This window comes from Mesorhizobium sp. M0478, from assembly GCF_040321305.1.
Lineage (GTDB): Bacteria > Pseudomonadota > Alphaproteobacteria > Rhizobiales > Rhizobiaceae > Mesorhizobium.
The window spans coordinates 87,159-100,969 of the sequence record NZ_JAMYRH010000012.1 but is presented as its reverse complement, the minus strand read 5'-3'; the positions used below and the strand labels follow the sequence as shown (position 1 = coordinate 100,969).

The following is a 13,811-nucleotide window of genomic DNA, read 5'->3' as shown; positions in this document are numbered from 1 at the left end:
GGTTACCCGGTAGCCAGGCCATTGGAACCAGTTCGCGAATTCGGCGTTGCGAGCGGATGATCAGAAGTTTCGCTTACGCTCTTATCCTCGTCCAGGTATCCATGGCGACCGCGCTGGCTACACAGGTATTCCTGTCGACCGCCGAGGAAGCCCGTAGCTCAGAACTCTCGCTGGCGCCGGCGCCAGGCGAAGAGGGATGCGCCAAGGCGATGTGGCCCAATATTCCGGAACGATGTCTGCAACGAGTCGAGCCGAAGGTGGTGACGCTCGTGCTCACCCAAAACAACTAATGGCGCATGGCGCTTTCTGATATGCAGCTGCCATGCGCCGCTGGCTGCGCTGCCGCGGCACCACCAACGCTCCGTTAAGCCTCGCTCAATCTCTGCAAGCTATCTTGTTGCCAGTTTGTCGAGGGTGACATGAAGCGCAAGTCGATAATGCTCTTTGCCTTCCCAGCTCTGATCCTGCTGATCTTGGCAGGGGAGCGCATGGCGACTTTCTTGCTGGGAGCATATCCGGCCAGTCCCGCAATGTGGCGGATCTGGCTTGAACTAAGGCCGCTGTCGACGATGTTCTGGCAACAGGTCGATCTTTATCTCGGGTCGTCGATGGTCCTTGATGCCTTGATGCTGGCCGCCGCGTCGATGGTTTGCTGGATGGCGTGCCGCACAAGAAGGTCGGCCGCGTTCTTCTTCCTTGCCAACCACGTCGCCCTGCTTTTCGCCGGGTTGATGATCGCTGTCACCAGCCATTCCGAAACAGCCAGCACGATCGCCTCTTTCACGGTACCCGGCGGCCTTCCGTTCCAACTTACGGTCGATTTCACCTTGAACAACAGTCTTGTGCTGTTTCTGGGCGTGACGGCATGCGCCTACTGCCATGTCATCTTCCTTAGCGAAACCCGACAGCGGTCCGAAGCGCTGGCCGCTAGGCTCGTTGCTCTGCAGCGAGATCTCTAGGATAGCCCCACCTTTTTCCGGCGTTAGTTGATCTTCCGGTAGTAAACCTTGCCGTCGGCCTGCTCTATGCGCTGGTAGTCGGGGCTTGGGGCAGGCGCTGCAGCTGCAATCCTCCTTTTGGGCGGACGCGGTGTATCGACGACGCTGGGCTCGTTCGCGTCTTCACCATCGAGAACAGCAGGCGCCTCCGCCATGCTGCCGGTCGTGTCGACGGAAGGTTCCGTTGGGCTCGACATGACTTCGTCACGTGCAAGAGGCTGGTTCTGTGCCAGCCGGGCCATGCTCCGGTTGATTTCGCCAAAGCTGCTCTGCAGCTGACTGTCCAGTTTTTCAAATCGGCTCTGAAAACCGTTGTTGACCGTATCCAACTGGCTGCCGATTCGTTGTTCAAACGTCCCGAGTTGTTCCAGGCGCCCTTCCAGAAAGCGCATATCGCTGATGCCGCGGTAGAGATAGACTGCGGCTATTATGTTCACCAAGGTGAGCAGGGACGTGCCGATGATGACGGCGCCGACAATGCTTCTGTCGCTCGGTTTCACAACGGCAGCTTGCTCTCCAATGTGGGTTGCTGTCCCAATCTCGATTGCCGGCATGTCCGGTTCGCTGATCATCGTCATTGAACCACCACCTTTGCGCCGATCGCGACGCGCCTGAAGAGATCGATCACATCGGTGTTGGTAAGGCGAAAACACCCCGATGTTCCATCGAAGCCAACACCCTTGGGATCGTTGGTTCCGTGTATCCGATAGAGCGTGTCACGCCCGTTCCGAAGCAGATAGAGCGCCCTGGCGCCAAGTGGATTGTAAGGACCGGCAGGCACCATTTGCGGCAGGTCCGGCTGGCGGGCGCGCATCTCGCGGGGTGGGCGCCATTCCGGCCATTCGGTCTTCGCCCCCACCTCGACCACTCCGGTCCAGCCAAATCCGTCACGTCCGACGCTGATCTGATAGCGAAGCGCCTGGCCTTGTCGGGTCACCAGGTAAAGCGCTTTCTCGTCCTTGCGGATAACGATTGTTCCGGGCTGTTCTGTCGTCTCGAAGGCAACTGTCTTGCGCAGGCTGGGGCCCATTGCCGGCAGCGGCGGCCGATCCGAAAGTGCCGATCGTGCGCTGGCGAAATCCTGGACCAGCATCATCAGCGCAATGCTCATGACGCAGGCCAATCCCGGGCCAATCCGATACCTACTTGGCCGCCCCCTATTTGGCAGCGTCATCGAGCCGCTCTTTGAACATCCGCTTGAGGTCCTTGTTGAAGCGCGCACGCCCATCCACCTCGGCAGGCAGGATAGCACGGTTCAACGCATCGGTGAGAAGCGCATTGTCCAGCGCGACCGACTTGATGTGCGGCGCCTTAAAGATCTTTTCGAGTTCGCTGCGCGAAAAATGGTTGCCGAACCATTTGCGCTTGTGCTTGTTGGCGACCAGCGTGATGCTTACAGCATTGCCACGCAACTCACGGATCTTCTTGTAGAGCCGTTTGCCTTGCCGCAGCGAGGCGACGTTGAGTTCGAAGACGATGAATATCTCATCGCTCGTCGACAGCACGGAATTGTGCCAAGGCGTCTCGATGTTCGGCAGGTCGATGACGATGTCGTCGAACCGGTAGGCGACGAGGTCCAGCAGCCGGAAGACAAAATCACTGCCCTGCGGTTCGAAAGGCAATTGCGGCCTCTCGAAGGAATAGAGCGTCAGCCCGGACGGGCGCGAGAGCTTGATGACATCCATCAGCTCGACGTCGAGCCTCTCCGGCTGGCCGATGATGCCGCCGAGGTCGAACTGGTTGAACTGGTTGAGATAGGCGCCGCAATTGGCGCTCTGGAAATCGAGGTCGACCAGACAAGTGGAAGCCGCCCGCTCTTTCGACTTCGATGACAGGAACTCGGCCGCCGACAAAGCGAGCGTCGTCGCGCCGGCGCCGCCGCTCGCACTGATGAAGGTGATGATGCGGCTTTTGGTTCCCTGGTTGCCGGTGTCGTGGAAGGTCACCGCATTGAGCAGTTCCTTGCCGTCGAGCGGCTTGTGCAGCCAGTCCGAAGCGTTCATGCGCACCAGCACACGCGTCTGCTCCGACGACAGTTCGTCCGAGACCGCGATAAGCGGCACGGTTGCCCAAAGGGCGCGCACTTCGACGATGCCCGGCCTGCCGAGCAACTCGCCATTGCCGAGGTCGAGGATGACGATGCCGGGGCGCGTGTCCGCGGGCGGCCCTTTAAGGAAGTCACCGGTCTCGGAAATCCGGACATCATAGATCGCCAGCGCGTCGAGCCGCGTCGCCACATCGCGCTTGAAATTCGCATCCGACGAGAACAGGGCGACCTGCTTGCGTTTGGTCGGTGTAACCTTGGTGTTGATGGCGTTCATGGGTAGCTACTCTTCATGTCTTCGCCCGTAACCGTGCTCAGCATCGAGGGCATGGTGATGTCGCCGAACCCGAGCAGTCCGCCGAGAAAGAAGAACTGGAAAGGATGATTGACTATGCTGACCGTTATCGTCGGAACCGGCCCGCTGGGACGCGTCCAGTAGCCGAGGCCGGAGGCGGCGTATTCTATCTGAATCTCGGATTTCTGGAGGGTGGGCAGAAGAGTGACCATGCCCGCCCGCCCCCCGCCACCGCTGAAAACAAAATCGAATGAGACCTGGCTCGCTGTGAGGTCCTGACATGTGCTGCCTGTGCGGCAAACGCACGAAACGGTGCCGGCGGTATTGGCGGTGCAGATGTAGTCGTACGTGCCCGCAGGAACGGCGGTTCCCACCAGCAAGGTGTCGGAGGGTGTCTTTGCCTCCTGCGCAAGCCCACTCGCGACCGGCGTCGAAACCTGCGCCAGTCTGGCGCCCATCTGTACGGCCTTGTTGCCCGCGTTCCATTGGTACAAGAGATAGCCAAAGTCGACAAAGCCGAGCAGCAGCGTCAGCAGCAACGGCATGGCAACGGCCATTTCAACCATTGTAGCGCCGGACTGATCCGCGCCGAATTTTGTCTTAGCCGTCACCATCCGAAGACTCGCTCCTGATGCGACACGGTTATTGTGAGAGCCCCGAAGCCCAGATAGCTCCAAAGCCCTAGATCGCTGTATGGGAATGAAGTGCTGACCTCTACGACATCCACTGTGCTGGTGCTGCTGAGGTATAGTTCGGTGCCAGTGGAGACATCGACCGCGTCAGCGAAACTCTTGGTGACCGTGACCTGTCCATTGGTCCAGCCTTTTACCCTCGCGATGCTGCCGGTCACAGTGCCATTTACAGCCAGGTTCGTTCCCAGGGTAACGCAATTGGCCCAGTTGGTGTCGTTACAGCGGGCCATGTAACGTGCGCCGTCCTCTACACCAGCCTCGAGCAGAAGGCGCGTGTTCAGGATGTTGGACAATTCGAACACACCCGCCGACAAAAGCAGCATTAAGGGTACGATGAGCGCCACCTCGACCAGTGCAGCGCCGTTCTCGTCGCCTCTGAAACGCCGGGTGATTTGCCTGAGCCTGATCATCTGCTCTACCGGTAGAGCTGGGCTTCATTGCGCTGAAGCTTCTTCAGCGTATTCTGACCGACGACCGTGCTGATGTCCTCGATCTCGCCGTAAATGTCGGCGTTGGGCGCACCGCCCGCCGGTTCGGTTACGAACACGCTGGCAAAAGCCTGCACCGGCAAAGTCTGCCCACCACCTTGGACTGTGTTGGCCACGCAGTCGATGATCGCCACGTAAAGCAGTCTTCTGTCGGCACCCTGCGTCGTCGTGTTGCACTGAGGGGCAGTCGCCTCCTGCCCGCTCTTCAGGGTGGGATTGGCAGTTTCAAACTTGTAGACACAGTATCGGCTGGGATTTGCGCCGCACGAGGTAATCACCCCGGCAGTGCTGGCGTTCCCATGGTTGACGGTCCAGTAACCTGCGAAGTCCCAGCTGCCATCTCCCAGCACGCCTGCCTGCGAACAACTGCCCGACGTAAAGCAATTGTCCCGGGGAAGCGCCTTATAATTGTTCGCCTGCCCGCTGTTGGGCGCATCATAGCTGCAGTTTGACTTGCCCGCATTCTTCACAACCATGCCTTTGCGGACATTGGGCGCCGGCGGGTTAAGTGTGGGATCGGTCTTATATGGCCCGCCATTGTCGTAAATGTCGAAACGGGTGTTGATTCCGGCATTTACTGGAGGAATGTTGCCCGGGCGGGTTTTTACGCCGTTCTGACTATAGCAGGCAGGCGGGCTGGTCACCGCGAACATTTCAGTAAGCGTGGCCGTCGATTTGTCGCCCTGCGGCGATGACAAGAACCCATAGTTGCCGGGACCATATTGTGCGCTGGAGCCGCCGGTCTGCTCCTTCAGCCAAATCATCGGCTTAGTGGTTCCCGACACGGCTGTCTGGAGAGCGCCGATAGACGTATAGGGATTGCAAATGAACATCGGTGTGAACTGACACAGGGCGTTGTTAAACCCTGCCACCGCCTGCGTCTGCAGGTTCATGGTGTCATTGCTTCCGACAAAACTCGCCGGGAAGATTGTAGCAAACGCAGTGGAGTTCACAGTTACCTCAGCGAATCTCGCCGCCTTCGGATCTGTGGTGCTCCAGTTCACGCCGTTTTCGTCCACGCCGGCGGCGTTGAGCCCGATGCTGTCACTGGCGGGAATGCCGGACAGGTAGGTGACGGTCAGGTCGGCGGGAACCAGCTTGTGATAGTCAGCGGTAGAAAATTTCGTGGCATTTGTCTTCAGAAGATTGTCGCGAGCCCGGTTGGCCCTGGTAATAGCGTCCGTATTGCCATCCAGCTCGGCCGCTGCCGCCAGCGCAAATGCATCGGCGCCTTTCTGCATATCGTTGTGAAGACTATTGGCCCGGCTCATGTCGATCGCCAGAAGCGCGAAGCCAACGAGCACCGGCACCATGATTGCGGCGAATAGCATCGCTACGCCGCGTTGATCGTTCCAGAACGCCCTAATGGTCCCCAACATGACCTTACTCTCTGCTTCCTTTCACCGGGCCCCTCGCTCACCCGGCGCAACGCGACCGCATCCTTCTGTTTAATTCGCTCCGTTGGTCACACCCGACCCGCCGACATTGACCGTTATCGCTGGCGGCGGCGGTGGTGGCGGTGGAAATTTATAGCTCTGGGCAACAGCGGCAGCCCGCGTGCCGTCGCCTTCGATATGTGTGTTCTTCGCGTTCGGATTGAACGGATCCACCGTCTGCAGCAGCGAATTGTATTTCTGCGTGTCGCCGGCGGCGAGCGTCACTGAATCGTAGTGGTTCAGATAGTCGGCGGCGCAGCCCGATAGTGCACCGGCGCACAGAATGAGGATCAAGGCGCTATTTCTTGACATAGAGCATCTTGTCCTTCGATTTGAAGTCCAGCATGTGGCCATAGGGGCCAGTCACGCCGTCGCCCGTTTCATATTTTCGTATCATGTCCTTGTTCACTTCGAGCTGACCGAGGATGAAGAACTCCGGGTCGTTGGCCGGACGTGTCTTGTCGAATGGTGTCGCCAGCTGCTCGCCGGGCTTCACCGGCCGCACGATGTGCGGCGTGACGATGACGACCAGTTCGGTCTCTTCCTTCTGGTTGCTCGAATTGCGGAACAGCGAGCCGATGACCGGAACCTGGCCGAGCCACGGAACCTGGTTCTGCAACTTGGTGGTTTTGGTGGACAGCAGTCCGCCGACGGCGAAGCTCTGGCCGTCGCGCAATTCGACGACGGTTTCCAGCTTGCGGTTGGTGAAGATCGGGTCTCCGGCGGTGGTGAAACCGGTGAGGTCGCTCACCTCCGGCGCAAGCTTCATATGGATCTTGCCGTCGTCGAGTACGACCGGCGTGAAATTGAGATTGACGCCGAACTGCTTGTATTCGATCTGGATCAGCCCATCGGCCGTGACGCTGCGGATCGGGACCTGGCCTCCAGCGTTGAAGCTGGCCGGCTCGCCCGAAAGCGTCGTCAGGTTGGGCTCAGCCAGCGTGCGCACCACACCCTTGGCCTCGAGTGCTTCGATGATCAGATCGACCTTGATGTTGCTGTCGATGACGCGGGTGATCAGCGCCGCGAAGGGATTGGTGTTCGACAGCAGGCCGGTGATCAGGTTGCCGGGCCCCAGCACCACATCATCTTCGTCGACGGCAGCAACGCCCGTGCCTGTACGGGTCGTGCCGCTGCGATTTGTGCTCTTGATCGACACACCGAGGTCGCGGCCAGCATTGCGCTTGGCTTCCAGCACGCGGACCTCGAGATTGACCTGCTGGCTATCATCCACAATGACGGAATTGATGATGGCGTCGGGACCATATTGCTGCGCCACTTCCATGATGGACGCCAGCGTGGCGCCATCCTTGACGTGACCGCCGAGCCTGACCTTGCCGTTGATCGAACCGATTTCGATGCGCGCCCTGGGCGCTACCTGGCGGATCGCCTGCGCCATGTCGCTGACATCAACGCCGACTTCGATCTGGATGACGCCGAGTGAGCGCTTCTCAGGCGAGAAGAGATTGACCGTGGTGGTGCCGGCGCCCTTGCCGATGACATAGAGCGTGCGATCGGTCATCGGCTGAGCATCGGCGATCTTCTCGTCGCCGACGACGATATCGCCCAGATTGGCGCTCACCTGAATCGTGACCGATTGCGAGATCGGCAGAAAAACACGATGGACACTGGGGTTCGACACGTCGATGAAACGGTCAGCCGCATCGGCTGCAAGGCCCGATAGCATCAGCGCAGCCATACCGGACAACGCGGCCGCCCCCATCCTAGCCCAAAACGCCTGCATCCCCATCTCCCCAATCACTGCCGCCGGCAGCCCTCGATTACCGCGTGTCTTCTATGGTTGTCGCGGCACATCGTAGGATTCGAGCTTTACGCCGCGAAACACGCCCACTGTAACATTCTTCGGCGGTTCCGGCTGTACGTATTTTATCACTTCCTTAACGACTTCCCGGACTTCCGGCGCGGACGCCACGGCCGGAGCCGGCTTCACTTTGCCCAACTCGTCGAGGCGGCTGCCCACTCTGTCCACCGCCTGGGTCAATCCGGCAATCTTATCGTCGGCGCGCTTGCGCTCAGCTGCGGCCTCCGCTTCGGCGGCTGCCTGCTTATCCAGTTCGGCCTGCCTTTTAGCAACATCGTCAGGCGTTTCGCCGGTCAGATCCGAGAGCGTGACGCGTTCGGTCGTCTCGCCCTTGCTGGCCGCTGCTTGGCGAAGCGCCAGCGACAATTGGCCGGCGCCCGCCGCCAGGGTCAGCTTCTGCGCATCCTTGGTGCTGGCCTCCAGCGTTACGGCCTTGACCACGGTCGGGGCGTCCTTGCTTTCATCGGCGACCTGGTCGACGGCAAGCACCTTCATGCTCTGTAACAACACATCGACAAAACTCTTGTCCGTACCGTCACTGTCGCGCACAGTGCGCGTCAGCAAGACATCGACCCGGTCACCCGGGAAGACGAATCCGGCGACGCCAAGCACGTCGTTGACGCGAATGGACACTGCTTTCATGCCTTCGCCGAGCACTGCCGAAAGCGTGGCGCGCTGGCCTGGGCCGGTGATTTTGTTGGCAAGCAGCGGTTCGTTGACGCCGATCATCTGCAGCGCCTGCTTTGCGCCTTCGCCCGCGAGCGCGTCCTTTGTTGTCTTGAATGCGCCTGCTGGAACCGCGCCCGCCGGCCAGGCGATTTCGCGCAGCTTTTCTGATGTCAGCGTGTCGCCGAACTTCAACGGCACCGCCGCCACCACGACCGTGTCGCGCTGGACGCCGTTTGCCTCGGCCATGGCGCTGCGCTGGTTGGCCAGCCAAATGTTGACAAGCACCACCGCGAGCACGCCAAACACGCCGGCGAGCACGATCATGATAAATGTATTGGCACGCATTTGACCCAAGCCCCCAGGCCACTGCGGGAACTCGCCCGCCTCGATTTAGGATCAGGCCCGGATTTTAGGATCCGGGCCTGATTTCTTGTCGATCAGCTGCCCGTCCCGGCGGCTGCATCGCAAAGTCCGCCGGCTTTGCCGTCGAGCTTGCCGCAGAGACCAGTAAAGCGCCCGGTCACCCAGCCACCGATCGCCAGAATGGCGAGAATGGCTGCACCAGCGATGATGCCAACCAAAATCGAATATTCGACCATGGCAGCACCACTCTCATCATCGCGAAACTGCCGCGTGATCGTCGTGAGTTTTTCCATGTCAGTTGTCCCGATGTCAGTTGTCCCGATCAGGTGCCGGCGCCGGTGCCCTTAATGCAGGTGCCGCCAGCCTTGCCATTCAGGGTGTCGCAGAGACCGCTGAAGCGGCCGCTGACCCAGCCGCCGATGGCGAGGATCGCCAGGATCGCCGCGCCGGCGATAATGCCGACGAGGATGGAATATTCGACCATAGCAGCGCCGTTTTCATCGTCGCGGAACTGCCGGGTCATCGTCATGAGCTTCTTCATGTCAATGTCTCCCTTTGGAGGTTGAACCCGACGAGACAGAGCCAAGGATGAACCCCATACCCAAGCATCCCCCGTCGTCTCGATCCTAGGTCGCACGAAAAAGCAGAGTCAAACGGATTAACGGTTCCTTAACCTTCCAATACCTGAACTTGCGAAATCAAAAGCCATTTGGATTGTAACAAGAGCTTGATTCGGCTGGATTTTCAACCGTCCTTAACCATTCGTTCACAATTTGGCAGCAGCCAACGCAAAACGACAGTCGTATTAGCAAATCTGCATATTCCTTTATATCTAAGGGTTTACGGGGATCTTTCACCCGCATCTCATTTGTTGCGGTATGAAAGGTCCCGTGAGGTGGAAGTTGGGGAGACGGTCAAGCGCGCGGCATCGAAATAAAACGATATTTTTCTGGCCTCCTCCTTAACTATGTTGAAAGCATTGGCCTCACGCGAGACCCTCCAGCGCTTGTGCCTCGCTTGGTTAACGTTTAGTTTCCGCTAATAAGGGCTAGCGGGGTGTAAGGGATTATGCTGGGGCGGTTTATCAAGGGACCAAGCGAGCAGCAGGCTGCGATAAGGGCCGAGCAGCCGACGGTGCTGCCTGCCGCTCCGGCCCTTTCGCCGGCCGCTGATATTGAACCGCGCGGCGATGATTTTCTGACACTCAAGGTCGAACTTCATCGGCACCTTATCGATCGGTTCAATCTGACCGCTCTTGAAAATGCCAGCAAGGACGAGATTCTGAATGAGATCCGTCCGATCGTTCGCGAGTTCGTTCGAAATCGAAGTGTGCCGCTGAACGCCCGCGAGCTCGACCAACTGACCATCGACACGGCCGACGAGATGCTGGGCCTCGGGCCGATCGAGCCGCTGCTCAAGGACGACTCCATTACCGATATCCTGATCAACACCCACAAGCGTGTCTTCATTGAACGGCGTGGTCTGGTTGAAGAGACGGCTATCCGGTTTCGTGACGAGGCGCACCTGCTGCGCGTCATCAACAAGATCGTTTCGGCGATCGGCCGGCGCGTCGACGAATCGTCCCCGATGGTCGATGCTCGACTGGAGGACGGCTCCCGCGTCAACATCGCGGTTCGGCCGATATCGGTGGACGGCCCGCTGGTCTCAATCCGCAAATTCTCGAAGAATCCGTATTCGCTCGAACGACTGATGACGCTCAATTCAATCAAGCAGCCGATGATCGATCTGCTGCGGATTGCCGTTCAGGCGCGCAAGTCGATCCTGGTTTCGGGTGGCACCGGCAGCGGCAAGACGACCTTGCTCAACGCGCTGTCGAGCTACATTCCTTCCAGGGAACGCCTGATCACCATCGAGGACGCGGCGGAACTGCAATTGCAGCAGCCGCATGTCGGTCGGCTCGAAACACGGCCGCCGAATGTCGAGGGCAAGGGCGAGGTCCGTCAGCGTGAGTTGGTCAAGAACGCACTGCGCATGCGGCCCGACCGCATCATCGTTGGTGAGGTGCGTGGCGAGGAAGCCTTCGACATGCTGCAGGCCATGAATACCGGCCATGAAGGCTCGATGACCACCATCCATGCCAACACACCACGAGACGCCATCTCGCGCCTGGAGCAGATGGTCGGCATGGCCGGCATGCCGATGACACACGAATCCATCAGAGCTCAGATTGCCTCGGCCATCGACATCATCGTGCAGACGCAGCGTCTTTCGGATGGGGGCAGACGGGTCATTTCGATATCGGAACTGACCGGCATGGAAGGCAATGTCGTTCAGCTTCAGGAAATCTATCACTTCGTCAGACGCGACGTCACTGCGGACGGTGCGATTATCGGCGATTTTCGAGCAACTGGTGTCCGTCCGCGTTTCTCATCGGAGGCGGCGACGCTCGGACATCACTTTGGCAAGGACGCCTTCAATCCGCAGGTTCCGCTCTGATGCTGTCCGGCCAGCCCTTGCTCTATTTCATCTATACGGTGGCGGCAGCGTCAGTCATTCTCGCCGCTGAGGCCCTGTATCTTTCTTATGCCAGTCGCCGCTCGCGCGCCGGAGCGGTCAATCGCCGGTTGAAGCGCCTTGCTGACGAAGTTCCGGCCGAGCAGACCCTGCAACGACTGCTGCGCGAGCGTGGGCTGACAAGCTCCGGTGACTTCCTTTTTGGTCTAGTGGGTCTGAATAGGCTCTACACGCAATCCGGCATCACAGGGAATCCCGTGACTTTCGCGGCGACATTCATTGTCGTTGGGCTTGCCCTGGCAATGGTTCTCTCATTGTTCCTGGGTGTCTCGACCCTGATATCGTTCATCATTTTCCTGGTGACTGGGCTTTTGCTGCCAATCCTTGTTCTGCGACGCGCCCGAAACAAGCGTATCCGGAAGTTCGCCAGGCAACTTCCGGATGCGCTGGACATGATCGTGCGCTCGCTGCGGGCTGGACATCCCGCCACGGTGGCAGTTGGTCTCGTGGCCCGGGAGATGCCCGATCCTCTCGGCACCGAGTTCGGCATCGTGTCCGACGAAATCACCTTTGGTCTCAGCATGGAGCAAGCGGTGCGGAAGCTGTCTCAGCGTGTCGGCTTCGAAGGCCTTCATCTGCTGTCAGTGTCACTGTCGATTCAGGCAAAAACAGGCGGCAATCTGACGAATATCTTGCACAATCTCTCATCGGTGCTGCGTGAAAGGCATAAGCTTGGGATGAAAATCAGAGCGCTTTCAGCGGAAGGTAGAGTGTCAGCATGGATCATCTCGCTATTTCCAGTCGTTATGTTCTTCGTTCTACTGGTTCTTGCGCCAGCGTACTATGGCGATGTTTTGGGCAATCCAATAATTATGCCTGTATTCGTGATCTTTGGGACATGGGCACTTCTTGGTGATTTCATCATGTATAAAATGGTCAACTTCGACTTCTGACGGGAGGTAAGAATAAACATATTAACAAATATGCCTGATGTGGGCCTTCTTGTCTCCCTTGCTGTCTTTATGGCGGCGGTGGCGCTTTTCCTTTTCGGCGCTCTTGTTTTCTTGCCCGCGTTGCAGACACGAAAGCTGGTCGCACAAAGCCTGACAGCCGAGGGGATCGTCGATCGCCGGTCAATGCTCGGCCTTGAGCAACAGGCTAAAGTCTTGGCCCAGCGACCCATCGAGGCGTATTTCCGGTCCGTAGAGAAAGAGCGGGACGAGCCCAATGCCCTTGAGGCGAAGCTTTTTCGCGCCGGCTTTTATCAAGCAAGCGCTCCTTTCATATACACCTTGTCACGATTTGGAGCGGTTTGTGTCGGCTTCTCGTTGATGTATGCGCTTCTATCTCAAGTGCTGCCCCCTGATTTGCCCGCGTTTGTGACCCTTGCCGGGTCCGCTTTGTTCGGGCTTGCTTGCATCGTTATTCCGAGCATCATGCTCGATCGTTTCGAAAATTCGCAGAAGCGAATCTACCGGCGCGGCTTCCCCGATTTCATGGACATGATGATCACCTGTGCCGATGCCGGCATGAGCCTGGAGGCCGCTGTCGAACGGGTGAGCCAGGAACTGGTCGCGACCCACAAATGGCTGGGGATACAGCTTTCGATCATGACGTTGCAGCTGCGCGCGGGTAAACCGTTGCGAGAGGCTTTGCGTGAACTGGCGGACCGCATCGGCCTGGATGAGGCGCGAGCTTTGGCTGTGTTGTTTCGTCAATCGGAAGAACTCGGCACCAGCCTTACGGATGCGTTGCGCGTCTACAGCGATGAAATGCGGTCACAGAGAATCCTTCAAGCGGAAGAGCGTGCGAATGCGCTGCCGGTCAAGATGATGATCCCGTTGGGTATCTGTATCTTCCCGGTGGTGCTAATGATCGTCCTTCTGCCTGTTGTTATTCGGATGCAGGCCATTTTCAATCATTAACCTATATGCTTTGGTTCTAATAAACCGAGTCGAAGGAACCCTGGGGAACGAAATGACAGGGCCAATACGTCTCACCGCCGCAGCCAGCGTGTTGCTTTTCGTGCTCGCCGGTTGCCAGTCGACCGATAGCAGCTTGGGTGTCGTTCGCACCAACGAGCCATCGAAAGGCGACGTAACGTCCTTTGGCGATGCTTTCGACGGGCTGAAGACGGTCGGCGACGTCGAATACTATGCCTCGGACCAGGCCGTCGCCGAGGCCAAAAATCAGTTCCGTGCAGAAAATTACGGCAATGCCGGCGCCCTGTTCTTCAAGGCGACGCAACTGGCCCCCAATGATGGTGGCGCCTGGATGGGACTGGCCGCCTCATGCGACCGGATCCACCGCTTCGACCTCGCCGATCGGGCCTATGGCCGAGCCTTCAAGCTGGTCGGCGCGACGCCCGAATATTACAACAATGTCGGCTATTCCTATCTGCTGCGCGGCAAGCTGCAGGACGCACGCGCGAATTTCCTCAAGGCCTACGAACTGGCGCCCAACGATCCGACCGTGGTCAACAATCTGAAGCTGCTGTCATCCAGCGTGCAGAACATAGAGCGGTAGAGC

The 13,811-nt window shown here is 58.7% G+C and carries 17 protein-coding genes; 6 read left to right on the top strand and 11 right to left on the bottom strand.

Annotated elements, in window-relative coordinates; all coding sequences use genetic code 11:
• Positions 1-101: 101 nt before the first annotated feature.
• Entirely contained in the window at positions 102-290 is a 189-nt protein-coding gene (locus NKI64_RS24815; protein ID WP_156931615.1) for a hypothetical protein, read from the top strand.
• Positions 291-419: 129 nt separating this feature from the next.
• Positions 420-959 carry a hypothetical protein gene (locus NKI64_RS24810; RefSeq protein ID WP_023714719.1) on the top strand — a complete coding sequence of 180 codons (540 nt, stop codon included), beginning with the start codon at positions 420-422 and terminating at the stop codon, positions 957-959.
• Between the two features lie 23 nt (positions 960-982).
• Here the strand turns inward: NKI64_RS24810 and NKI64_RS24805 are convergent, their stop codons facing one another.
• The 11 genes from NKI64_RS24805 to NKI64_RS24755 form a co-directional block, all read right to left on the bottom strand.
• Positions 983-1,576, bottom strand: a complete 594-nt coding sequence (locus NKI64_RS24805; RefSeq protein WP_352670628.1) for a hypothetical protein — start codon at positions 1,574-1,576, stop codon at positions 983-985.
• The gene (locus tag NKI64_RS24800; protein ID WP_352670625.1) at positions 1,573-2,172 is read right to left on the bottom strand and encodes a L,D-transpeptidase; all 600 of its coding nucleotides are present in this window, start codon (positions 2,170-2,172) and stop codon (positions 1,573-1,575) included. Before NKI64_RS24800 ends, NKI64_RS24805 begins: the two co-directional genes overlap by 4 nt.
• On the bottom strand, positions 2,156-3,319 hold the full coding sequence (locus tag NKI64_RS24795; protein WP_023726606.1) for a CpaE/TadZ family protein: 1,164 nt from the start codon (positions 3,317-3,319) through the stop codon (positions 2,156-2,158). Before NKI64_RS24795 ends, NKI64_RS24800 begins: the two co-directional genes overlap by 17 nt.
• A complete protein-coding gene (locus tag NKI64_RS24790; RefSeq protein WP_023726607.1) occupies positions 3,316-3,951 on the bottom strand; it encodes a TadE/TadG family type IV pilus assembly protein in 636 nt (211 codons plus the stop codon). Before NKI64_RS24790 ends, NKI64_RS24795 begins: the two co-directional genes overlap by 4 nt.
• Positions 3,945-4,439 (bottom strand): TadE/TadG family type IV pilus assembly protein, encoded by a 495-nt coding sequence (locus tag NKI64_RS24785; protein ID WP_023753018.1) that lies wholly within the window; start codon positions 4,437-4,439, stop codon positions 3,945-3,947. The genes NKI64_RS24790 and NKI64_RS24785 overlap by 7 nt, the downstream gene beginning before the upstream one ends.
• A gap of 5 nt (positions 4,440-4,444) precedes the next feature.
• Complete coding sequence (locus NKI64_RS24780; RefSeq protein WP_352670620.1) at positions 4,445-5,896, bottom strand: TadE/TadG family type IV pilus assembly protein; 1,452 nt, start codon at positions 5,894-5,896, stop codon at positions 4,445-4,447.
• Between the two features lie 69 nt (positions 5,897-5,965).
• On the bottom strand, positions 5,966-6,247 hold the full coding sequence (locus NKI64_RS24775) for a hypothetical protein (protein WP_023753016.1): 282 nt from the start codon (positions 6,245-6,247) through the stop codon (positions 5,966-5,968).
• Positions 6,248-6,251: 4 nt separating this feature from the next.
• Positions 6,252-7,697 (bottom strand): type II and III secretion system protein family protein, encoded by a 1,446-nt coding sequence (locus tag NKI64_RS24770; protein ID WP_352670617.1) that lies wholly within the window; start codon positions 7,695-7,697, stop codon positions 6,252-6,254.
• Between the two features lie 51 nt (positions 7,698-7,748).
• A complete protein-coding gene (gene cpaB / locus NKI64_RS24765) occupies positions 7,749-8,789 on the bottom strand; it encodes a Flp pilus assembly protein CpaB (protein ID WP_352497386.1) in 1,041 nt (346 codons plus the stop codon).
• Positions 8,790-8,881: 92 nt separating this feature from the next.
• Positions 8,882-9,100, bottom strand: a complete 219-nt coding sequence (locus tag NKI64_RS24760; RefSeq protein ID WP_023726613.1) for a Flp family type IVb pilin — start codon at positions 9,098-9,100, stop codon at positions 8,882-8,884.
• 29 nt (positions 9,101-9,129) lie between these two features.
• Positions 9,130-9,348 (bottom strand): Flp family type IVb pilin, encoded by a 219-nt coding sequence (locus tag NKI64_RS24755; RefSeq protein ID WP_352497385.1) that lies wholly within the window; start codon positions 9,346-9,348, stop codon positions 9,130-9,132.
• A gap of 527 nt (positions 9,349-9,875) precedes the next feature.
• On the opposite strand from NKI64_RS24755, the gene NKI64_RS24750 reads away from it, so the two are divergent.
• From NKI64_RS24750 to NKI64_RS24735, 4 genes are read left to right on the top strand one after another with little or no spacing between them, the layout of a single operon-like run.
• A complete protein-coding gene (locus NKI64_RS24750) occupies positions 9,876-11,264 on the top strand; it encodes a TadA family conjugal transfer-associated ATPase (RefSeq protein ID WP_023726615.1) in 1,389 nt (462 codons plus the stop codon).
• Positions 11,264-12,235 (top strand): type II secretion system F family protein, encoded by a 972-nt coding sequence (locus tag NKI64_RS24745; protein ID WP_352670612.1) that lies wholly within the window; start codon positions 11,264-11,266, stop codon positions 12,233-12,235. Before NKI64_RS24750 ends, NKI64_RS24745 begins: the two co-directional genes overlap by 1 nt.
• A 30-nt stretch (positions 12,236-12,265) precedes the next feature.
• Positions 12,266-13,207, top strand: coding sequence for a type II secretion system F family protein (locus tag NKI64_RS24740; protein WP_023753010.1), 942 nt, complete (start codon positions 12,266-12,268; stop codon positions 13,205-13,207).
• A gap of 52 nt (positions 13,208-13,259) precedes the next feature.
• Positions 13,260-13,808 (top strand): tetratricopeptide repeat protein, encoded by a 549-nt coding sequence (locus NKI64_RS24735; protein ID WP_352670607.1) that lies wholly within the window; start codon positions 13,260-13,262, stop codon positions 13,806-13,808.
• Positions 13,809-13,811: the final 3 nt, after the last annotated feature.